This is a genomic window from Sphingobacterium thalpophilum, assembly GCF_038396785.1.
In the GTDB taxonomy this organism is placed as follows: Bacteria; Bacteroidota; Bacteroidia; order Sphingobacteriales; family Sphingobacteriaceae; genus Sphingobacterium; species Sphingobacterium thalpophilum_A.
Window position 1 is genome coordinate 1,477,386 of sequence record NZ_CP151087.1, and the last position, 22,223, is coordinate 1,499,608.

Consider the following 22,223-nt stretch of genomic DNA (forward strand, 5'->3'; position numbering starts at 1 on the left):
AATTAATCCTGCGCTGACAACAAAACACAAAAAAAAATCCCGCCTATTGGGATAGACGGGATTTTTTTCAATACCTGTGGATAAACTTCTACAGCTTACTTAACAAAATGCGCACGAAGCATCCAGGCCATCTTTTCATGCTTTTCCAATAGTCCAACCAAAAAGTCCTCCGTACCATTATCCGAAGTGCCTTCAACCACAGAAATGTCGGCACGAATTGACATCGCTATAGCTTCATGGTCAGCCAACAATTCTTTGTAATAGGACTGACTGTCGGTTTTTTCTGAAGTAGACTCCGTTAAACGAGTCAATTTCAAATATTTATCAAAGGTACCTACCGCATAATGCCCTAAAGTACGTACACGTTCTGCTACTTCATCGATCACTTCAGCTAGTTCATCGTATTGTGATTCCAAAAATAAGTGAGCAGCATGAAAATCCGCACCTTCCACATTCCAATGCGCGTTACGCGTCTTCATGTAGACAATGTGTTCATCTGCCAACAGCACATTTAGCAACTTTGCAACTTTTTTCAAGTCCGCATCTTTAATTCCAATTGAAGTTTTCATATTATAATCTTTTGTTAACTATATGTTTTAAATGCTTAGTTAAATTTACCCAAAAATGCGGTAAAAACCAAATAAAAGCCAGTCAAATTCACAACAATTACCTCACCCCACTATACCAAACCAGACTTACATTTCGTATTACTGCAAAGCGTTTGCTAGACTGAAAAATGAAAAGCGAAGGCTGCACCGACAGTGTTCTTTGTAGAAACAGATAAGACCTAGATTGTACCTTATGAACGAAACATTTTAAACAAAAATCGATCAAGCTATTATTTAAAGCACATAATGTTGTATTTTTGCAGACATCTTTATTTTGAGGGAAAGCTGCGGACAACATGGACAACAATACCTATTTTCACAAATTCAAACAGGATATTTCAGCGATTGAACTTCCAACACGATTTACCTTCCCATTTTGCTATGAACCGCACCCCCTTGCCGTAACCGCCGCAAAAGAACTTCAATATTACATCGAAACACAAGAGGACTGGACCCACAATTTTGGCCTGGACAGCGCCATGGAGGGCCTCGCTATTGGAAAAATGTTCGGTGTGCTGGTTGTCAGAAACCAACACAATGAGCTTGGCTACCTTGCCGCTGTTTCGGGAAAACTGGCCGGAAGCAACAAACACCGCTATTTTGTACCGCCAATATTCGATATGTTGGAAGAAAACAGTTTTTTTCTAAACGAAGAGGTGCATCTCAATGCACTGAACCGCAAAATAGAAAGGCTTGAAAATAGTGAAGAGCTAGCAGACACGCAGCGTAATCTTGACCGGTTAAAAAATGAATGGGATAAGTCGCTCGATGAGCTAAAATCGAAATTAAGAATCCAAAAGAAGGAACGAAAAGAAACCCGTACAAAACTGAAGGTCAGTTTATCCGATGCGGAATATGAATTATTGATGGAAGACATGCGGAGCCAGAGTTTAAAAGACAAACAACAGCTTCAGCGCTTTCAATATGACATGCATTTGGCTCTGGAAACAGAGAGTAACCATTTACAACAATTGCTATCTACGATTACCGCGCTAAAAGAGGAACGCAAAACACGCTCAGGCAATCTGCAAAAACAGCTTTTCGAACAATATAATTTTCGCAATGCAAAAGGGCAACGCAAGAATGTCGTCGACATATTCCATGAATTTGACACGATAACTCCGCCTGCGGGATCGGGGGAATGCGCTGCGCCAAAACTGCTGCAATATGCATATGAAAACCAGTTAACACCCCTAGCTTTGGCCGAATTTTGGTGGGGCTGCTCCCCTGCATCTGAAATACGCAGGCACAAAAACTACTATCCGGCATGCCGCAAAAAATGTGAACCGATTTTAGGGTATATGCTCCAAGGCTTGGTCGTAGATCCGAATCCCATGCAGCAGGAAACGACCTTGGATATCGCACTTCCTCAAATTTATGAGGATGAAGATATTATCATCATCAACAAACCAGCAGAATTTCTTTCTGTACCAGGAATATATGTCAAGGATTCGGTCTACAACCGTATTCTTCAACGTTATCCAAAAGCAGGCCCGATTATTATCCACCGCCTGGATATGTCGACATCCGGCCTATTGGTTGTTGCCAAAAACAAAGAAGCGCATAAATTTATTCAGGATCAATTTATTCAGCATACCATCAAAAAAACATACATTGCCTTACTTGATGGTATTATCGAAGCTCCATCCGGCTTGATCGACCTCCCTCTTCGCGTCGATCTGGATGATAGACCCCGACAAATGGTCTGCTACACCTATGGCAAGCCAGCGCAGACAAAATGGGAAAAAATTGCGATAGAGAATAATCAAACGAGGGTCAGGTTTTATCCCTTGACTGGCCGAACCCACCAGCTTCGCATGCATGCGGTGCACCCCAATGGGCTAAATACACCTATTGTTGGTGACGATCTCTATGGCAAAAAAGCTAATAGATTACACCTTCATGCCGCTTCAATTACCTTTATACACCCTCGTTTCAAAAAAGAAATGACCTTCGAAATCGAGCCAGATTTTTAATAGCGCTGACTATATCGTTACAAAAGTCAGTAAATAAAGTAGCGGAAAATCATCGCCAAGTCAAAATGTAATGTGAAAATTATTGACCCAAATCAATAATTTAACATAAACAACTCACAAACAAAGACTTACAAACAAATGTAATTCAACTACTTTCCTTTATTACATTACAATAAAATTTTAATTATTCTTAATTTTTTGTTTCCTTTGTTCACTGATTTTTTGATTTTAATACCTATAAAGTCAAAAATAAAGTAGAAACAGGAAAACAATTTTGAATTTTCAAGATTATAGCAATATAATGAGAGCTAAAATAGACGCAACAACCTTCATAACTAAACTCTTTCTTTCGATAACGCTCGTACTAACGGTGTCCATGGCTTTTGCCCAAAACAAGACCGTAACCGGTACAGTTAAAGATGCAAAGACCAAGAATCCTATACCCTATGCTACCGTAGCCGTCGTTGGCGCTCCGGCTTCTGCTGGAACCACGACGTCGACCAATGCAAATGGTGAATTTAAACTTGTCTTTCCAACATCGTATGTAAAAATCAGAGCAAGTTACATTGGGTATGACAGCAAAGACGCTTTTGTTACGAATGATGCAACGCAAACAAAAGAAATTCTGATGGATCAACAGGACAACATGCTGGAAGAAGTTGTTGTCAAGGCCACAAAGAAAAAATACAGCAACAAAGATAATCCTGCTGTCGCACTGATCCGAAAAGTCATCGAGAATAAGGAGAAAAATAGACTTTCAGGACAACAATATGCTGAATTTGACCAGTATGAGAAGATGTCTTTAGGACTGAGCAATCTTTCGGAGAAATTCGTCAATAAAAAAATATTCAAAAACTATCAATTTCTTTTTGAAACGGACGACTCCGCTAAAACAGCCAACAAATATGTTTTGCCTGCCTTTATTGAAGAAAAAATGTCCAAGGTATATTACCGTAAAGATCCAAGCAAAACCAAACAGTATATCCTTGGTGACCAACGGGCACAATTTGACCCTAGATTTATTGATAATGATGGTCTGACAGCCTACTTCAATAAACTGTACGAACAAGTTGATATTTACGACAACAACATTTCATTGGTTACCAATCAGTTTTTAAGTCCAATTGCTAATTCCGCTCCTACTTTTTATAAGTTTTTTATAACGGATACCATTAAGACTGTTCAACCCTGGTTGGTCGAATTAAGCTTCTTTCCACGCAACAAGGCCGACATGTTATTTAAAGGTCAACTGTATGTGACGCTAGACGGCAATTATGCAGTGCAGGGCGCCAATATGACTGTGGCCGATGATATCAATCTAAACTTTGTACGTGACCTTCAGATACAGCTTAAATTTGAGAAAGACAGCAAAAGTCGCTTCTACCTAAAAACAAGTACCCTGGGTATCGATTTTTCTTTAACGGAAAAAGGCATGGGGATCCGCGGAAGTCGTACAGTTGATTACAACAATTACAAAGTCGGCATTCAGCGTCCTGATAGTACCTATGATGGTCCATCTACGGTCATTGCCTATAATGTAGAAAATAAGAAAGCGATTAAAACATTGTTTGAAACACAACGTCCGCTTGTCCTTGCGCAAAACGAACTGAATATTTATCATAATATTGATACCTTACAAAAGATCCCTTCATTCCGTTCGTTCATGGATATCGCTGCCTTATTGCTGTCAGGATACAAACAGGCCGGCCCAGTTGAGATCGGTCCAGTCAATACATTCTATAGCTTTAATCCCGTAGAAGGTTTCCGTTTACGTGTCGGCGGACGTACAACAGAAGCGCTAAGCAAGCGTTTCTATGCTGAATCGTATGCGGCCTATGGTTTTAAAGATCAGAAATGGAAATACTTTTTCAGCGGTACCTACGCATTTAACAACAAATCGGTCTACTCCTTCCCAATGCACTACATCAGGGCCTCTTATAAAAAGGATACGAAGATTCCAGGACAAAAACTGGAATTTATTCAGGAAGACAACTTCTTGCTGTCTTTCAAACGCGGTGATAATGACCGTTACATCTATGAGACAAATTACGGCTTAGAGTATAAAAAAGAATTTTTAAACCACTTGGCTATTGGCGCGGCATTCAATATCAACAGACAAACACCTGCTGGAAGCCTTACCTACCAGATGGTAGATGCCAACAATGAAAGTAGACTGTTTAATGAATTGAACTCGACAGAAGTATCCGTAAATTTCAGATATGCTCCACATGAAGAGTTCTATCAAGGCAAGATTTACCGGACACCTATATTCAATCAATATCCGATCTTCACGTTCAATTATACTGCTGGAATCAAAGGATTGGCTAAAGGTGAATACAATTATCACAACTTTAATGTTGGTGCATTCAAACGCTTTTATTTTAGTCAATTTGGATTTGCTGACGTAACAGCTGAAGGCAACTATATTGCAGGTAAAGAGATCCCATTCCCTTTCTTGACAATCCATCGTGCCAATCAGACCTATGCTTATCAATTGAACTCGTATAACTTAATGAACTTCCTGGAGTTTGTTAGTGACCACAATGCCTCATTGAACGTGCAGTATTACATGAACGGTTTTCTGTTGAATAAAATTCCATTGATCAAAAAGCTTAAATTACGTGAAGTATTTAGCTTCAAAGGTGTATATGGCGGACTGCGCAAGGAAAACAATCCTGACGATCCTAACTATGGCTCAAAGGTATTCACTTGGCAGCACAATGCAGAAGGTGTACAGAGTTCTTATACCTTCGGTTCAGAACCTTATATGGAAGCCAGTATCGGTCTATCCAACATTTTTAAAATATTACGCGTGGACTACGTAAAACGTCTAAATTATCTTGATCACGTCGATGCACCAGCTTGGGGTATTCGTGCGCGGGTCAGATTTGACTTCTAATAGTTTCCATAAATTTATAGTATAATTTGAAGCCCTGTTCATATAAATGACGGGGCTTCTTTTTTTGCTCTAGGCTTCCGCAACATCGGCTCCCCCGCCAACAATTTCTGGACGAAATAGCGGGGAAAGCTTCATACCTGCTTCGTACCTTATTCGGAGATACAACAGATGTTGTACAGATGTTGATCAGATTCCGACCAGCCCCTGACCAAGAATTACCTGGTCAGGGGCTGGTCAATATTTATTGCAAGATTGTCGCCTTCCGAAGCTGGTACGAAGCAGGTACGAACACGATACGAGGAAAGCCCCACTGCATCAGGCCTGCAGACACAAAAACCGATGGCTTATGAACAAAAAAATCCCCCTTGCATAGTACAAGGAGGATAAAATTAGCATATGACGATGGTTAGTTTTTATGTTTAAATGCATCCACGCCACTTTGTAGGAATGCCTTGTACTCTTCTACATTGTAGTTGGCACCACTCTGGGGCACCAGTTTTTTGCCCGTCGGATCGACAATAACGTACAGCGGCTGCGAATTGCTATCGAATGTAGCCGCTTGAAAATCGCTGTTTTTCTTGCCGATGGTATTGATCTTTTTGCCACTATACTTTGAAACAAATTGTTCGTTTGCAGCCAGCTCGGTCTTATCGTCCACAAAAAGTTCAGCCATAACAAACTCTTCTTTTAATAATTTGGCCACAGCTTGGTCTGTCCAAACATTCGCTTCCATTTTACGACAATTGACACAATTCCAACCCGTAAAATCGATTAATACGGGCTTGTTTAATTCTTTAGCAGTAGCTAATGCCTGGTCGTAATCATAATAAGGATCAAATCCTTTTGGCGTGCCTCTTTCATGAAAAATTTCAGCATATTTTTTCACCTTCCCGTCTGAATGTGCAGCAGCACCAGCACTTACACCCGAAGAAAGATCAAAGTCTTGTGTTGCCGATGGTGGTAAAAAAGCAGAAATCGATTTTAAAGGTGCACCCCATAAACCGGGCACCATATAGACTACAAAAGAAAAAACAACAATTGCCAAGATCGTTCTAGGAACAGATAGGAATTTCAGCTCACTGTCATGGGAGAACTTTATCTTGCCGATCAAGTATAGACCCATCAAAGCAAAAATAGCAATCCATAGCGACAGGAACACCTCTCTATCCAACCAGTTCCAGTGGTAAGCTAAATCGACATTGGATAAAAATTTCAATGCTAAAGCGAGTTCCAAAAATCCCAAGACTACTTTCACACTATTCAGCCAACCACCGGATTTCGGTAAGGATTTAAGCATGGAAGGAAACATAGCGAACAAACCAAAAGGAATGGCCAGGGCAATGGAGAATCCCAACATCCCAATTGCTGGACCTAATTTTTCCCCTTTCGAAGCTGCCTCAACCAACAGCGTCCCAATAATCGGTCCTGTACAAGAAAATGAAACCAATGACAAGCTAAAGGCCATAAAGAACAAGCCGACTAAGCCACCTTTATCTGATTTGGCATCCATTTTATTGACAAAGGAGCTTGGTAAAGTAATTTCAAATGCACCAAAAAAAGAAGCCGCAAATCCAACCAACAACAAAAAGAAAATGAAGTTAAAGATGCCGTTAGTCGAAAGCGCATTGAGTGCATCAGATCCGAATGCAATCGTGATAATCATCCCCAAGGCTACATAAATCACAATAATAAATAATCCATACAACAGGGCTTTACTGATACCACTTGCACGACTTCCTGCCTGTTTGGTAAAATAACTCACCGTCAGGGGTAACATCGGAAAAATACAAGGCATCAATAATGCTGCAAAACCACCTATAAGGCCTGCAATAAAGATACTCCACAATGATTTCTTTTCTGCCCCAGCAGCTTTTTCACCTGTTGCTACTGCCGCTACTGTGGTCTTGTTCGAGTCGGCCTTTACGGTAGCGGTATCCGGAGATTCCTCAAAAGATAGTGAATCGGGACTTATCGTACCATCCGTAAACTCAAGCCCCTCCAACTTGTTTGTTGTTGTATCCGCTTGGGCAAACATGGCCACAGGCGCTATCAGCAACATGAGAAGGATAAATAATTTGAAATTGACTTTCATTTTGTGTTATTCTTAGGTATATATTGGTTTTTGAATAAATGAAACCCGAGGAGCTAGAGACTCCCCGAGTTAACTATAAACATATGAAACTAAATCTTTTTAGGCTCCAAATACTGGATTTGCCAATCTGCAAATAGGTTGAAAACCCGAAAAATCAACGTCTGTAGAAAGATATCCTTCTTTTACTGGTTCCTCTTTCACCAAATCAGTACTTAGGTATTTTTTGTTATCATCGCAAAGTAGCGTCACCACGACAGCTTCATCACCTAATTCCTGTTGTAATTTAATCGCTCCGATTACATTTGCTCCGGAAGAGATACCAACAGCCAATCCCAATTGACGTGACAGCTTTTGCGCCATGATAATGGAGTCGCCATCATTCGCACAAACGACAGTGTCGAGTTCATCTAAATCCACAATAGCAGGAATAAATTCATCAGATATTCCCTGAATACGGTGTGAACCTACTTTATGTCCTGTAGTCAAGGTTGGACTTTCTGCCGGTTCCAGTGGATGTACACGGACATTTGGGTTTACCTTTCTTAAGCTCCTCCCCACACCCATTACTGTACCACCAGTTCCCACACCAGCAACAAAAGCATCAGCTACTAAGCCCTGTTCTTCCAGTTGCTTTACAATCTCGTAACCTGTGGTTTTCTCATGCGCTTCGGCATTATATTGATTCTCAAATTGCCGTGGAAGAAAAACACCGCCTTTCGCAGCAAGCTCTTCACTTAAACGAATACTTCCTAAAAAACCACCTTCTTCTTTGCTTATCAACTGAATATCCGCTCCCATACTTCGAATAATATCGGTACGCTCCTTACTCAGCCAGTTAGGCATAATAATCTTTACTTGATGACCAAGCGCTTTGCCGATTGCTGAAAAAGCAATCCCTGTATTTCCACTTGTGGCTTCAATAACAACATCAGTCGGGCGAATCTGACAATTCATATACGCTTTATATAAAATATAAAGAGCCATCCTATCTTTAATGCTACCGGTCAGATTGTAGTTCTCACATTTCACGAAAATTCGTCCGGGTTTACCTTTGTAAGTATACTGTAGTTCCAACATTGGCGTATTTCCAACTAATCGCCAGAGATGTTTAAATCTCTTGTCCAATGCAGGTGACAAACACGCACTTAATAATTCTTGTTCAGCCATTTCTTATAAATGATTATTCTGTCGCAAAATTGACCATTGACAAGATAATATTCAATACATCATTATAATTTCAATAAAAATTAAATTAAAAGACATAAAAACCAATAAATAATTCAGAACAATAGCGTATTTTTACAGCCGTACCGAAAATATTCAGATTATGGAATTGGATGAAATCGATGTAAAATTATTGCGCCTCCTTCAGCAAGATGCCTCAATGAGTAACAAAGCGCTATCCTTTGAACTCAACAAATCTATTGCCGCTGTTCATGAACGTGTTAGAAAGCTAAAGCGGTTAGGCTACATCAAAAAAACGGTGGCAATTTTGGACCGCCACAAAGTAGGCATTGGGTTAATTTCATTTTCCCAGGTTTTTCTCAAGGCGCACACGTTTGAGGTGTTGAATGAATTCGAAAAAGAGGTGGCTAAATTTCCCGAGGTTATGGAATGCTACCAAATGGCAGGCTCTTACGACTTTATGTTACGTATAGCAACCAAAGATATGGATGCTTATCATATTTTTCTGCGGCATCGACTGGCTGTATTACCTCAAGTAAACACCGTACAGACCTACTTTGTATTATCGGAGACAAAAAGCGAGACGGCTTATCCCCTTTAATTTTTGTCTTAAAAACGAAGGAATATTGCTGTTATGTGCAATAGCCTTATTGCACATAACAGCAATGAAAAAATAATTAATCGAATAACAAGGTACCCGTCACATTCCAGCTACTGAAACTTGTTCCTTCAGGCGCTCCCTGTGGGATCTGTACCTGCATCGTATGGTCTCCGGCTTTTAAATCCCCCAGATCAATATAGATCGGTGGTGTTACTGTACCTGGACACCAATTGGAGCGACTCAGATCGGATGAAGACAACCCTGTAGCAAAATTGCCTGAAGCGGGGTTCGACAAACGATACGAACCGCAATCATTGCGCCAAGGGGTGTTTTTAAAGAGCAATGAATCGTTTAGGAAAATGCGGTTTTCTTTAGGCACAAACTCATCACCATTTCCCCAGCCTCCATGCCCTGTTGTAATGTAGCGTAATTGCACGTTTTTAGCATCCTGGTCCAAATGAAATGAAACAGTAAGACCTTTCTCCTTGTCAAACATAGATCCGTACTCCTGACCGCCCATTTCCATGACATTGGTCGTCGTAAATAAAGACATCGTCTTTTTCAGACTGCCTTTTGACTCGGCATCGAAGCCCGGATGTATCGTCAGCTCAACACTCACCTCATGTCCATTTTTATCATAGTTGCCAATGAAGGCACCCACATAGACCTCCTGCTCGCTCAACATACCTGCCAATTCGGTTACGTCCTGACGGTACAGCACTGAGTCTTGCCAAACCTTATCCTTTAACTGAAGATAGTTAAACTGCTTAACACCAAATGGTGTAAAGAAACGCATCAATTCAACAATAGGCTCAAAGGATGCTGTTTTTACAACCCCTTGATAGGCTTTACCATTGCCATTTTCATACTTAGGAAGGGTACCCATACCATTTTTCATGCCATCCAAAAAGCTCTGTGCCTTGTTCGTCGGGATGATAAAAACTGATCCAGTGCGATCATAGGCATCACCTTTCGATTGTTCGACCAACTGCACAAATACATTGTCGCTTGTCTTTATTTTTGGGATTTTCACCTTTTTTACCAAAACCGTCCCATTCGCAAAACGTAAAATAGAATCCGATTTTACATCATCTGCAAAACGTAAAATAGAATCCGATTTTACATCATCTGCAAAACGTATTCTTTCCTTCCGAAAAACAGGTATTTGGATAAAACGGTTCTTCCAGATGAGATCTTTGTAAGAAAGTTCGTCGTAAGGTTTTTCATTTCCTTTCAGCCTCAGTTGATCCGGTATAGTCTTTACCTTTTCTACTTTAGTGGCAAAAGTCCGTGTATTCCCATTGCGGATTACCTCGAGTACCAGACCAAGGTCCTGACCAAGTTCCGTGGGTGCACCTTTGACCCCTAATTTATCGGTATACCAAACTTCTATTTTATTGGAATTGATGCTCGTCTCCACTTTTTTACAGGGATAGCCCAATATTGTTTTAGTCTCGTTTGTGGCGTTAAATTTTTGCTTCGAAAGCGCGAGCGAATCTTTGGTTAGAATGATTGATCCGTCTTTGAGTTTAGCAATTTTAAGTAAAGCATTGCCTCCAGCACGCTCCACCACAACCCGTTCGTATGGCGGCGCCAACTGTCCATTCATTTCTTTTGCCGAACTAACAAAAGTCTCCTTTTCATTGGCATAGACTAGAATGGCATTTTGATTGGCAGCTGTATTCCCATTGAAACTTTGATTATATTGAATGACATAATTCGACAGCTTTTGCGCCTGCGAAGACAATGACAAACATAAAATAGACGTGAAAAGAATACTTTTCTTCATAGCATGTGTATTGGTTTAGATGCAAAAATAAGAAAGGCTTTAGGAATTCCTAAAGCCTTTCTTATTTTATGCTAAAACGTTTATTTGATCAACCAGATATCCAAGAGGTAAAATACTGCAAAAATCACCGAGGCATAACCATTGGTGGTCATAAAGTCGCGATTGACCCGACTTAAATTGGTCGATGAAAACAGGGTATGCTGGTAAATCAGCAACGCCCCATAAAAGACCACACCTAAATAATAAATCCAACCTACAGGCATCAAAAATGCTGGTATTAAAATAAATATAAAAGAAAGCACATGCAGACATTCCGAAACGCGCATAGCTCCTTTCGTTCCTAACCACACGGGTATAGAATTCAGCTGATTTGCCCGATCAAAGTCTTCGTCCTGCAAAGCGTAAATAATATCGAAGCCACTCACCCAAGTCAACACAGCGAAACCATAAAGTACCGGAACGGTCGCAAATTGTCCTGTAATAACCATATATGCGCCTATTGGAGCCAATCCCAGCCCTGCACCCAATACAAGATGGCATAAGGGCGTTATGCGCTTTGTATAGGAGTAAAAAAGCACAACAAAAAGTGCAATGGGCGACAACATAAAGCAAAGAGAATTGATAAAATACGTCGCTGCAATAAAAATCAGGCAATTTACCAGCGTAAAAACCAATGCATTTTTAGCGGAAATTTTTCCAGCAGGAATATCACGCATGGCCGTTCTTGGATTAATGGCATCAATATCTCTATCCAGATAACGATTGAATGCCATGGCAGCATTACGGGCCGTCACCATACAAACGAGCATCAAAACCAATAATTTCCACGAAAAGGCATAGTCTGTTGTGTGCAATGCCAAAAAGAAGCCAATAAAGGCAAATGGCAATGCAAATACACTATGAGCAAATAAAACTAAGGACAAGTATTTTTTCATCTGAACTTAAAATGTAGCTAAAACTGTTCGTTTCCGTCGAGTTCAGGTCGAACAAATCGGCCATTAACTTCATCGATAGCTTCTAAAATAGGCTCATGCCCCATTTTCTTCTCCGCAGACGTTAGGAAAATCGGCGGCACCTCCTCAAACCATTGGAGCAATGATTTTTTAAATTTCGCAATATTCGCATCGGATTTAACAGTCGATTGCTTATCGGCCTTGGTGAAAACCAACATAAATGGCAAACCGCATTCGCCCAACCAATAGCAAAAATCAAGGTCAATCTTTTGTGGTTCATGACGGCTATCCACCAACACAAAAACACATTGCAAATTGTCCCGATGGGTAAGATATCTCCGGATGAATTTTTCCCATTCATTACGACTTGTTTTAGAGGCCTTAGCAAAACCATAACCTGGCAAATCCACCAAATACCAAGTATCGTCGATGATAAAATGATTGATCAACTGCGTCTTACCAGGTTTTTGGGAGGTTTTGGCAAGTCCTTTCTTGTTGGTCATTGCATTGATCAACGATGATTTACCGACATTTGAACGTCCGATAAACGCATATTCCGGCAAATTGGGTGCAGGTAATTTGTCAACTCTCGTGTTACTGCACACGAATTCGGCTTTTTTCACTTCCATGGAACAAAGGTACGTTAAATGAATCCCTTTGACAAGATTTGTACCGCTTCTATTCCATAAAAAAGCTTGACTTCCGATTTTATGGGCAGGATAATAAAATGTCCCTAATTATTTTTAACTTTCACTACAAACGAATAGTCAAACGAATAAGCGTATTCCGAAGTGGCGTTATGCATAAAATTTTTCAGGGATGCTGTAACAATTCAGCTGTACAAGATACTAACTACAAAAATAAACGTCAGTCTTTGGAAAAAAAGCAATGTTCTTAAAAACCCAAAGAACGAATAAATTAAACCTTAAAATAGATGTTACTCGAAATCAATCATGTCACCAAAGATTACGCCAATCACCGAGCATTGGACGATGTATCCATTCAAATCCCAAAGGGTAAGATTTTTGGGCTATTGGGGCCAAACGGGGCGGGAAAAACATCCCTGATCCGTATTATTAACCAAATTACCGCCCCCGATTCCGGCGAAATTCTGTTTAGTGGCGAACCCTTGGGCCCACAGCATATTGCACAAATCGGTTATTTACCCGAAGAGCGGGGTTTGTACAAAAAAATGAAAATCGGTGATCAAATGTTGTATTTGGCACAGCTTAAGGGGCTTTCCAAGCGAGAAGCCTTAACACGCATCCGAGATTGGTGCCAACGCCTGGACATCACATCCTGGTTAGACAAAAAAATAGAAGATCTCAGTAAAGGGATGCAGCAAAAAGTACAATTTGTCGCTACAGTCATCCACCAACCACAATTGATTATCTTAGATGAGCCCTTTTCGGGATTTGATCCCGTAAATGCCAATATCATAAAAGAACAGATTCTCCGCTTAAATCAAGAGGGTGCGACCATTATATTTTCCACACACCGCATGGAGACTGTGGAAGAGCTTTGCGATAATATTGCCCTCATCAACCGATCAAAAAAAATACTGGATGGTTCTGTACAAGCGATTAAAAAAGAATACCGAAATCAAACCTATCGATTGGAATACACAGCAAGCGAAGATAATTTTCTTCTGTTCGACGACGCCTTATTTGAGGTCGTCACATCAACAAAGCATGAAAAAACATACATCACTACAATTCAGCTAAATAACAATAGCCATATCAATGATGTATTAATGCGTTTCATACCCCAAATACAGCTCAATCAACTCATTGAAATCGTTCCCTCCATGGCGGATATTTTCATCCAAAAAGTCACACAAGTCTCACCTACAGCTAACGATCATGCATAAAATATTACTTATCATCCAACGGGAATACCTATCACGTGTCAAGAAAAAATCTTTTATTGTCATGACTTTTGCCGTACCCCTGTTCTTTTTCGCACTGTATGCAGGCATGTTTTATCTGACAAAAAAGAGCTTCAAAGATTCGCACACCGAAGTCTTTATTTTAGATGAGCAAGGCGACTTTGCCAGCAAACTCCAAAGCAATAAAAATGTAAGTTATACCATATCCAAATTGGACCTCCAGGCCCAAAAAGCGCAGCTTACCCAAAGCGAAGGAAAACAGTCGATCCTTTATATTCCAAAAGATATTTTAACAAGCGAAAGAGCCGAACTGATTACCGGCGGCAAGACAAGTTTTGTCACACAGGAGATCATTAGCGGCCAGTTGGAAGAAATCATCCGTGAAAAGGAATATAAAGCCAAGGGAATCGACCTGCAGATTATCCAGTCCATTAAACCCAAAGTCACCATCGATGCAAAAGAAATAACAGCAGACGGTGAAGAAAAGAACAGCAATACAGCCATTGCAATGGGTCTTGGTGTCGCTTTGGCTATCTTAGTATACCTATCGCTGTTTCTCTATGGTGCCCAGGTAATGCGTGGTATTATCGAAGAAAAGAGCAACCGTATCATCGAAGTCATTATTTCCTCGGTCAAACCTTTTCAGCTCATGATGGGTAAAATTGTTGGGATCGGTATGGTTGGACTGACGCAATTTGTCATGTGGCTCGTGCTTACAGGAGGCTTATTTATCACAGCAACGCTCCTATTTGTCAATCCTCAGGATATGCAGGAGGTTGCGGCAAGCCAACCTGGAGCGGGTAATATGAGTACCGTATCAAAAGCAATGGCCCAGAATGATTCTGCTTCTATCCTTACTTCGATCCAAAGCTTTAACTTCACGGAAGTCATCATTTTCTTCTTTCTGTTTTTTATTGCGGGTTACCTCTTATATAGCGCTATTTTCGCTGCTGCTGGTTCAGCTGTCGACAATGAAACAGAGGCCAATCAGTTTTCAATGCCCATTACCATGCCTTTGCTATTGACCTACATTCTTTCTTTTGGCGTCATTATCAATGATCCCAATGGACCGATTGCAACATGGTTAAGCTTTATTCCATTCACCTCTCCCATCGCTATGCTCGTTCGCATACCTTTTGGTGTACCCCTGTGGCAGATTCTGACCTCACTGACCTTGCTCATACTGACCTTCTTATTTGTGACCTGGGTTGCTGCCCGCATCTATCGTGTCGGTATTTTGATCTATGGTAAAAAAGCAAGTCTCAAAGAAATCATCAAATGGTTCAATTACAAAAGCTAGCCGTATTCTGAACCAGCTGTGCATAACTACAGCAACATAAAAAGGGCCAAATTGCTTGCAATTTGGCCCTTTTCTTTTATATAAAAGCATCCCGATTAGGCTACGATCATAAATAGTACGATCGGCACATAAAAACAGCTCAATTAATATCTTATATTCAATTTTTTAAAGACAAAATGCCACAACCATATCGGTCCCACAAGTAAAAACTGTAGAAACTGCTGTCCTGTGATTTTCGTCTTTTCCTTTCCCTTACCGATAAAAAGCGCCACAATAGCTAGCAATGCGATCCCCAAACACACCCAGATGACAGCCGGGCCACCATTCTTTTGTGCGTATTCCAGTTGCACAATAAAGAAACTCATGCCCCCGATAGAGAATAATATCGCATAAGACAACGTTGCGGACAGCTTTAAATAATAATAAATGACAACAGCGATGAAGAAAGACCCCCAATTCAAAAAAGTATGCCAATTGAGTTTGACCAAGAACTCGAACTGTGGAAATGGGATCATCCAGATGCAGCCCATGATACCAAAAAACAATAATGGTAAAAAGATGGCTTGAATCAGACGATTGGTCGGATCCTGAAAATTAGCATCCAGCTCCGCAAAATACTTATCTACGGGACGTAAAGGTTCGACTTCTTGAACTTTCTTCTTTTGTTTCATTCGGCAAATTTAACAAATATTGGGCATGCCTTAGGCCTTAAAGATGATAATATTCCTTATTTTTTGGTCTGCTGCACGTCATTATACGCTTTCAGGAGACACAAACTCGCTTACTCCTATTCTATTCCGTAATATTGCAGCATGAACTCTTACAAACATATCTTATTTGATCTGGACGGAACCCTGACCGACCCCGCGGAAGGAATTACGAAATGTATTGCCTATGCCTTGGAATCAAAAGGCATCCATACAGCAGATCTGAATAGCCTCAAACCCTTGATCGGCCCGCCCCTTAAAGATTCTTTCATACACGCCTTTGGATTTGAGGAAAGCGAAGCAATTGCCTGTGTAGAAAAATATCGGGAACGCTTTTCAACCATAGGGCTGTATGAGAATATCCTGTTTGATCGCATACCTGAACTTTTAGCATTGCTGAAAACAAAAGGGTACAGCATCTACCTTGCGACCTCCAAACCCGAAATTTTCGCCCACAAAATATTACAGCACTTTGCAATAAATACCTATTTTGATTTTGCGGGCGGAAGCGCTTTGGACGATTCCAGACCGACCAAAACCAGTGTCATCCAATATGTCATGGAACAGGCCATGCTAACAAGTCCACAAGACTGCCTCATGATCGGAGATCGCAAACATGATCTGATTGGTGCACGAGAAACAGGCATGGATGCTGTTGGTGTATTGTATGGCTATGGTAGCCAAGCCGAACTCGAACAGGAAGATCCGACCTATCTATTGGCTACAGTGACAGATCTGATGGAATTTTTCCAATAATTACCGATAATAAAAAGGGTATCCAAAAGATCCGACCTATTTATTGGCTACAATTTGCTTCAATTTAAGTCAAATCAAATTTAACTCAAGTCAAGCCGAGCAACTCAAGTCAAGCCAAGTAACTCAAGTCAAACCGATTCAATTCAAATCAAGTAATTTGAGTCGATTCAATTTAAGTCATTTGAGTCGATTCAATTTAAGTCCACCCCTTGAAGAATGGAATGGCTGAAATGATCAAGTTGGGGAAACGTGTAGCATTGCATAAAAAAAGCTCCAAACATTTCGTTTGGAGCTTTTTTATGCTGGATCCTTAGGATCTATTTTGCGTAAGACACTGATCTTGTCTCACGAATTACAGTTACTTTAATTTGCCCTGGATAAGTCATTTCCGTTTGAATACGGTTAGAGATATCAGCAGCTAGTATTTCCGACTGTGCATCAGACACCTTCTCACTCTCAACGATGACACGTAGCTCACGGCCAGCTTGTATCGCGAAGGTTTTCTCAACCCCAGGATACGATAAAGCCAAATCTTCCAACTCTTTTAGGCGCTTGATATAACTTTCCACAACCTCACGACGTGCGCCTGGGCGTGCACCAGAGATCGCGTCACAAGCCTGAACAACCGGAGATATTAAGGCAGTCATTTCGATCTCATCATGGTGAGCACCAATTGCATTACATACATCAGGGTGTTCCTTGTATTTCTCGGCAAGTTGCATACCTAAAATAGCGTGTGGCAACTCCGGATTATCATCAGGCACTTTACCTATATCGTGTAGTAATCCAGCACGTTTCGCATGTTTAACATTCAGACCTAGTTCTGCCGCCATTGTTGCTGCAAAATTAGCTACCTCACGCGAGTGTTGTAAAAGATTCTGTCCGTAAGACGAGCGGTAACGCATGCGCCCTACCATACGAATCAATTCAGGGTGCAAACCATGGATTCCCAAATCGATCGCGGTACGTTCACCAATTTCAACGATTTCATCCTCTATTTGCGTCCGCGTCTTAGCAACAACCTCTTCAATACGAGCCGGGTGAATACGACCATCTGTTACCAAACGGTGTAAAGCCAAACGCGCTATTTCGCGACGAACGGGATCGAAACCAGATAGGATAATTGCTTCGGGTGTATCGTCTACAATGATTTCTACGCCTGTTGCAGCTTCCAATGCACGAATATTACGACCTTCACGACCAATAATACGACCTTTGATTTCATCATTTTCGATATTGAAAATTGAAACGGTATTTTCGATTGCAGATTCCGTAGCAGTGCGTTGGATGGTCTGAATAACAACCTTTTTCGCCTCTTTAGTCGCCGTCAATTTGGCCTCATCCACAATATCTTTGATTTGAATCATCGCTTGTGAGCGGGCTTCTTCGCGCAACGAGTCCACCAATTGATTTTTTGCTTCGTCAGCAGTTACGCCAGCGATACTTTCCAATTGCTTAATCTGTTGTAATTTGAGCGTTTCTACTTCTTCAGATTTTTTTTCATTCAGTTCAACCAATTTATCCAATTGCTTTTTCTTGGTATCCAACTCTTGCTTATCGCGATTGATGTTTTCCAGCTTTTGGTTAATTGACTGTTCTTTTTGTCTTAACGTATTTTCCTTTTGGTTGATGGTATTGTTACGTTGATTGACTTCCTTTTCGTGTTCAGATTTTAATTGAAGGAACTTTTCTTTGGCCTCTAACAGGCGTTTCTTTTTAATGTGTTCCCCTTCCTGCTCTGCATCTTTCAGTATGCTATTTACCTTATCCTTGGCTTCCTGCTCTTGTTTTTTAAATAACAGAACCAATAGATAACGACCTATAACAACACCAACAATCAGAGAAATTATGCTATAAATTGCGATGTCCATGTATGTATAATTGTATTATTTATGTTTGTTTTTATTAATTATGTTCAAATTCCAGTAAAATCATCAATCAGCCTGTTCCCTTACCTTTGGTATGCGCCAACTCAGTAGCGAGCCCGATAAGTGCATCAGGACTTCATGACAAAAAAAAACCGCAATTAAATTTAAACAGGTCTCATGTATTATTAAACTTCGTGATTACATAATTAGGCTTAGATTATGACCCAGATGGCTTTCGCAAAATGGCCTATATCTTTTTGCGCCTGTAATATTGAAGCGTTAAGTTTAAAATAGTGACAACCCGAATTTAATTGCGGCAAATTCGTCGTTTAAGCTCTAAATATAAAGAACGTAAATTTATTTTTTAAAGAAATCCGTCAACAACTGATCAAGTTCCTGTACTGAATTTTCCAAACCCACTTCGTGGTTTTGAGACTGCCGCTCTGCATTAAGCATACGCGTCGCAAATTGCAATACACACATGGATAACAAATCCTGCTTATCTCTCACAGTATAGTTTTCCTGCAATTCCTTTACTTTTTCATTTATCAATTTCGCAGCGTGTCGAATTACTTCTTCTTCCGCGCTTTCCACCCGAAGGGGATAAACACGATCTGCGATATTTATTTTTATGGAAATCTCTCCCATTTCTTTGAGCTTTTTAACGTTGTATTAGTTTGAATCCGATAACACTTCTCCCAACTATTTCAACAAACTAATACACTTGTCTATTTCCCGCACAAAATCGTTAATTTTTTGTTTTGTGTCAAGTATTTTTTCATTAATTGCTTCCTTATCCGTTTCAGAATCTAACGTACGGGCAACTGCCAACGCTTTGACCCTCTCTTCCAATTGCTTGCTCTTATCGTTGCTCGCATCGAAAGCCACTTTTAAGGATTGTACCTCTAATTTAAGCAAATCATTTTCTTCTTGCAAGACTTCGCACAATTGAATTAAATTTTTCGTTTTCTCAACGATCAGATTCATTTGTGAAGACAATGTTGCCATAATAAAAATTGAATATTACCAATTAATGTTGTATCTCTAATTAACCACGCACTTCCGCGCCTAGTTCCTTCTCAAAATTAACAATTAATTTTTGAACTATCGCATCAATTTGCTTATCAGTAAGTGTTTTTTCTTCATCCTGCAAGATAAAGCTCAGAGCATAAGACTTTTTCCCTTCCGGAATTTTATCACCTTTATACACGTCAAACACATTTACCTCCTTTAAAAGCTTGCGTTCGGTCTTCTGAGCGACAAATTGTAGCTTATCGAAGCTTACATTTTCGTCGATCAAGAGCGATAAATCTCTGCGTACAGCCGGGAATTTGGAAACTTCTTTATACTGAATGCTATTCTTACGAATGATTTTCATCAAAACATCCCAGTCAAAATCAGCAAAGAAAACCTGACCTTCAACATCTGCTTTTTTCAAATCCGCGTTTGCAATTGCACCAAATGAAACCAAACATTTCTGCCCTTTCATATAGTTCAAACCATAGGCAAAATGTGAACTTGTAGCATCTTGTATCTGAATTCCTTCAATTTTCAGCCTTTTGATAACAGTATCTACGGCTGCTTTTAGGTTATAGAAATTAACCGCATCTTTTTTGCTATTCCATTGCTCAGCTTCATTTTTACCCGCCATGGCAAAGACAAGGTGTTGCGTTTCTTTATAGCCTTCACCATCCAGCGCATAAGTCTTACCGAATTCAAAGAATTTCAGATCGAAGTTTCTTCGTTTTTGGTTATATTCAATCGCACTCAAAACAGAAAACACCATATTTTGACGCATCGTATCCAAATCCGAACTCAATGGATTATACAATTTAACCGCCGTTTCGCTATCATCCGCATAGTCCAGCTTTGTAAGCGAGTTGGACAGAATCTCACGAAATCCATTTGCGATCAATAGATCTGCCAATTGATTTAAGACAACTTCCTTATCTGGCTTTTCAACCGTATTTAAAGATGCCTTAATTTGTGACTTCAACTCAATGTTGTTATAACCGTAAATACGCAACACCTCCTCCACAACGTCTACCTCACGTGTGACATCGACGCGATATGCCGGCACCAATACATCAAGGCCTGTTTCAGTTTCTGAAGTGACTTCAATGCCAAGAGCGACAATAATGGATTTAATTTCTTCATTTGGAATCGCCTGACCGATCAAACGAACCACATTCGCATAGCTTACGTGAAATGAAAACGGTTTAATCACGACAGGATACTCATCCTTTAGGGTAGATGAAATCGTTCCACCTGCAATTTCTTGGATCAATAAAGCAGCGCGCTTCAATGCTTCAACCGTAATATTAGGATCGGTACCTCGTTCGAAACGGAAAGAAGCATCTGTTTTTAAACCATGTCGTTTGGAAGTCTTCCGTACAGAAACAGCATTGAAATAAGCCGACTCCAAAAATACGTTGGTCGTTTCGGCTGATACACCAGAATGTGCTCCACCAAAAACCCCTGCAATACACATCGGTTTTTCAGCATCGGCAATCACCAAGTCCTCTGCAGACAAGGTACGCTCCACACCATCTAGGGTAACAAATTTCTCGCCCTCAGTCGCAAGACGAACAAGGACTTTATTTCCCGCAATTTTATCAGCATCAAAAGCATGCAATGGCTGACCTAAATCGTGTAATATATAATTTGTGACGTCGACAATATTATTGATCGGACGAACACCGATAACATTTAATTTCTCTTTTAACCAATCTGGAGATTCACCAACACGAACACCAGTAATATTGATACCACTATAACGTGGGCTCGCCTGTGCGTCCGCAACGACCACTGTCGTTCCCTCAGCCTCAGCAGCCTTGAATGCAGAAACATCTGCTTTTAACAATTGTGTACGAAAATGTGCCGCAATATCTCTTGCAACGCCTAAATGCGAAGCTGCATCTGCACGATTGGGCGTCAAACCAATTTCATAACGGTAATCATCCTGAATATTGAAATGATCTTTCACTAAGGTCCCCACGGCAACATCAGCTGGTAATTCAACGATACCGGCATGGGATGTACCTAAACCGACTTCATCTTCTCCACACAACATACCTTCGGAAACTTCACCACGAATTTTAGATTTGGTAATTTTAAAAGGCTCTCCTGTAAGCGGATGGCATGTAGTACCCACTGTAGCAACAATGACTTTCAATCCTGTCCGACAGTTCGGTGCGCCACATACAATGTGCAATAACTCCGGTCCACCGACATCAACGGTGGTTACTCTTAATTTATCGGCATTAGGATGCTGTTCACAAGTTTTCACTTCACCAACAACCAAACCATCCAATCCACCTGGGATACTCTGCACGACGTCCAAAGCTTCTACTTCCAATCCTGTATTTGTCAAGATAAGCGATAGTTCCTCCGGTGTCGAATCTATATTAACGTGTTGTTTTAACCAATTATATGAAATATTCATCTCGAATTTGATTTGATGCACAAACTTAGATAAATTTGAGTTTATATCCAACGTCAATTTACCCTTCATCAACAGTTGGTCTGAATTTAATGCGGTAGGTAGGCTCCTCAAAAGACTTCATTAGGCTAGGCAGCAAGCGATTTTATTTTTTTGAAA

17 protein-coding genes are annotated in these 22,223 nt (G+C 40.4%); 6 read left to right on the forward strand and 11 right to left on the reverse strand.

The genetic code is table 11. From position 1 onward, the window contains the following. Positions 1 to 95: 95 nt before the first annotated feature. A complete protein-coding gene (locus AACH28_RS06840) occupies positions 96 to 569 on the reverse strand; it encodes a Dps family protein (RefSeq protein WP_070569738.1) in 474 nt (157 codons plus the stop codon). Positions 570 to 904: 335 nt separating this feature from the next. On the opposite strand from AACH28_RS06840, the gene AACH28_RS06845 reads away from it, so the two are divergent. Beyond that, positions 905 to 2,584, forward strand: a complete 1,680-nt coding sequence (locus AACH28_RS06845) for an RluA family pseudouridine synthase (protein WP_286768266.1) — start codon at positions 905 to 907, stop codon at positions 2,582 to 2,584. A gap of 301 nt (positions 2,585 to 2,885) precedes the next feature. Then, positions 2,886 to 5,483, forward strand: coding sequence for a DUF5686 and carboxypeptidase-like regulatory domain-containing protein (locus AACH28_RS06850; RefSeq protein ID WP_286754418.1), 2,598 nt, complete (start codon positions 2,886 to 2,888; stop codon positions 5,481 to 5,483). A 406-nt stretch (positions 5,484 to 5,889) separates the two neighbouring features. Here AACH28_RS06850 and AACH28_RS06855 read toward each other — a convergent pair whose 3' ends face one another. Next, the gene (locus AACH28_RS06855; protein ID WP_341832571.1) at positions 5,890 to 7,575 is read right to left on the reverse strand and encodes a thioredoxin family protein; all 1,686 of its coding nucleotides are present in this window, start codon (positions 7,573 to 7,575) and stop codon (positions 5,890 to 5,892) included. A 99-nt stretch (positions 7,576 to 7,674) separates the two neighbouring features. Further along, positions 7,675 to 8,742, reverse strand: coding sequence for a PLP-dependent cysteine synthase family protein (locus AACH28_RS06860; protein WP_120334692.1), 1,068 nt, complete (start codon positions 8,740 to 8,742; stop codon positions 7,675 to 7,677). A 160-nt stretch (positions 8,743 to 8,902) separates the two neighbouring features. Between AACH28_RS06860 and AACH28_RS06865 the strand changes: the two genes are divergently transcribed. Further along, positions 8,903 to 9,361 carry an Lrp/AsnC family transcriptional regulator gene (locus tag AACH28_RS06865; protein ID WP_407073634.1) on the forward strand — a complete coding sequence of 153 codons (459 nt, stop codon included), beginning with the start codon at positions 8,903 to 8,905 and terminating at the stop codon, positions 9,359 to 9,361. A gap of 76 nt (positions 9,362 to 9,437) precedes the next feature. On the opposite strand, the gene AACH28_RS06870 is transcribed toward AACH28_RS06865, so the two are convergent. The 3 genes from AACH28_RS06870 to yihA form a co-directional block, all read right to left on the reverse strand. Beyond that, entirely contained in the window at positions 9,438 to 11,150 is a 1,713-nt protein-coding gene (locus AACH28_RS06870) for a PNGase F N-terminal domain-containing protein (protein WP_341832572.1), read from the reverse strand. A gap of 80 nt (positions 11,151 to 11,230) precedes the next feature. Next, positions 11,231 to 12,085, reverse strand: a complete 855-nt coding sequence (locus AACH28_RS06875) for a UbiA-like polyprenyltransferase (protein ID WP_341832573.1) — start codon at positions 12,083 to 12,085, stop codon at positions 11,231 to 11,233. A 17-nt stretch (positions 12,086 to 12,102) separates the two neighbouring features. After that, positions 12,103 to 12,732 carry a ribosome biogenesis GTP-binding protein YihA/YsxC gene (yihA, locus tag AACH28_RS06880; RefSeq protein ID WP_075991997.1) on the reverse strand — a complete coding sequence of 210 codons (630 nt, stop codon included), beginning with the start codon at positions 12,730 to 12,732 and terminating at the stop codon, positions 12,103 to 12,105. Between the two features lie 305 nt (positions 12,733 to 13,037). On the opposite strand from yihA, the gene AACH28_RS06885 reads away from it, so the two are divergent. Next, positions 13,038 to 13,973: an ABC transporter ATP-binding protein gene (locus AACH28_RS06885; RefSeq protein WP_341832574.1), complete on the forward strand. Its 936-nt coding sequence runs from the start codon at positions 13,038 to 13,040 to the stop codon at positions 13,971 to 13,973. Further along, positions 13,966 to 15,291: an ABC transporter permease gene (locus AACH28_RS06890; RefSeq protein ID WP_145327466.1), complete on the forward strand. Its 1,326-nt coding sequence runs from the start codon at positions 13,966 to 13,968 to the stop codon at positions 15,289 to 15,291. The genes AACH28_RS06885 and AACH28_RS06890 overlap by 8 nt, the downstream gene beginning before the upstream one ends. 143 nt (positions 15,292 to 15,434) lie before the next feature. Here AACH28_RS06890 and AACH28_RS06895 read toward each other — a convergent pair whose 3' ends face one another. Beyond that, positions 15,435 to 15,962 carry a hypothetical protein gene (locus AACH28_RS06895; RefSeq protein ID WP_333575487.1) on the reverse strand — a complete coding sequence of 176 codons (528 nt, stop codon included), beginning with the start codon at positions 15,960 to 15,962 and terminating at the stop codon, positions 15,435 to 15,437. Between the two features lie 141 nt (positions 15,963 to 16,103). Between AACH28_RS06895 and AACH28_RS06900 the strand changes: the two genes are divergently transcribed. Then, complete coding sequence (locus AACH28_RS06900) at positions 16,104 to 16,754, forward strand: HAD-IA family hydrolase (protein ID WP_341832575.1); 651 nt, start codon at positions 16,104 to 16,106, stop codon at positions 16,752 to 16,754. 317 nt (positions 16,755 to 17,071) lie between these two features. On the opposite strand, the gene rny is transcribed toward AACH28_RS06900, so the two are convergent. From rny to pheT, 4 genes are all read right to left on the reverse strand, one after another. After that, positions 17,072 to 18,625, reverse strand: coding sequence for a ribonuclease Y (gene rny, locus AACH28_RS06905; protein WP_341832576.1), 1,554 nt, complete (start codon positions 18,623 to 18,625; stop codon positions 17,072 to 17,074). 354 nt (positions 18,626 to 18,979) lie between these two features. Then, the gene (locus AACH28_RS06910; RefSeq protein WP_046675831.1) at positions 18,980 to 19,270 is read right to left on the reverse strand and encodes a cell division protein ZapA; all 291 of its coding nucleotides are present in this window, start codon (positions 19,268 to 19,270) and stop codon (positions 18,980 to 18,982) included. Positions 19,271 to 19,324: 54 nt separating this feature from the next. Then, positions 19,325 to 19,630, reverse strand: a complete 306-nt coding sequence (locus AACH28_RS06915; RefSeq protein WP_153846877.1) for a hypothetical protein — start codon at positions 19,628 to 19,630, stop codon at positions 19,325 to 19,327. A 40-nt stretch (positions 19,631 to 19,670) separates the two neighbouring features. Then, positions 19,671 to 22,067, reverse strand: a complete 2,397-nt coding sequence (gene pheT / locus AACH28_RS06920) for a phenylalanine--tRNA ligase subunit beta (RefSeq protein WP_341832577.1) — start codon at positions 22,065 to 22,067, stop codon at positions 19,671 to 19,673. Positions 22,068 to 22,223: the final 156 nt, after the last annotated feature.

Coding starts and splice junctions, on each gene's coding strand:
- AACH28_RS06840 (WP_070569738.1), bottom strand. CDS start 569: ATGAAAACTTCAATTGGAATTAAAGATGCGGACTTGAAAAAAGTTGCA.
- AACH28_RS06845 (WP_286768266.1), top strand. CDS start 905: ATGGACAACAATACCTATTTTCACAAATTCAAACAGGATATTTCAGCG.
- AACH28_RS06850 (WP_286754418.1), top strand. CDS start 2,886: ATGAGAGCTAAAATAGACGCAACAACCTTCATAACTAAACTCTTTCTT.
- AACH28_RS06855 (WP_341832571.1), bottom strand. CDS start 7,575: ATGAAAGTCAATTTCAAATTATTTATCCTTCTCATGTTGCTGATAGCG.
- AACH28_RS06860 (WP_120334692.1), bottom strand. CDS start 8,742: ATGGCTGAACAAGAATTATTAAGTGCGTGTTTGTCACCTGCATTGGAC.
- AACH28_RS06865 (WP_407073634.1), top strand. CDS start 8,903: ATGGAATTGGATGAAATCGATGTAAAATTATTGCGCCTCCTTCAGCAA.
- AACH28_RS06870 (WP_341832572.1), bottom strand. CDS start 11,150: ATGAAGAAAAGTATTCTTTTCACGTCTATTTTATGTTTGTCATTGTCT.
- AACH28_RS06875 (WP_341832573.1), bottom strand. CDS start 12,085: ATGAAAAAATACTTGTCCTTAGTTTTATTTGCTCATAGTGTATTTGCA.
- yihA (WP_075991997.1), bottom strand. CDS start 12,732: ATGGAAGTGAAAAAAGCCGAATTCGTGTGCAGTAACACGAGAGTTGAC.
- AACH28_RS06885 (WP_341832574.1), top strand. CDS start 13,038: ATGTTACTCGAAATCAATCATGTCACCAAAGATTACGCCAATCACCGA.
- AACH28_RS06890 (WP_145327466.1), top strand. CDS start 13,966: ATGCATAAAATATTACTTATCATCCAACGGGAATACCTATCACGTGTC.
- AACH28_RS06895 (WP_333575487.1), bottom strand. CDS start 15,962: ATGAAACAAAAGAAGAAAGTTCAAGAAGTCGAACCTTTACGTCCCGTA.
- AACH28_RS06900 (WP_341832575.1), top strand. CDS start 16,104: ATGAACTCTTACAAACATATCTTATTTGATCTGGACGGAACCCTGACC.
- rny (WP_341832576.1), bottom strand. CDS start 18,625: ATGGACATCGCAATTTATAGCATAATTTCTCTGATTGTTGGTGTTGTT.
- AACH28_RS06910 (WP_046675831.1), bottom strand. CDS start 19,270: ATGGGAGAGATTTCCATAAAAATAAATATCGCAGATCGTGTTTATCCC.
- AACH28_RS06915 (WP_153846877.1), bottom strand. CDS start 19,630: ATGGCAACATTGTCTTCACAAATGAATCTGATCGTTGAGAAAACGAAA.
- pheT (WP_341832577.1), bottom strand. CDS start 22,067: ATGAATATTTCATATAATTGGTTAAAACAACACGTTAATATAGATTCG.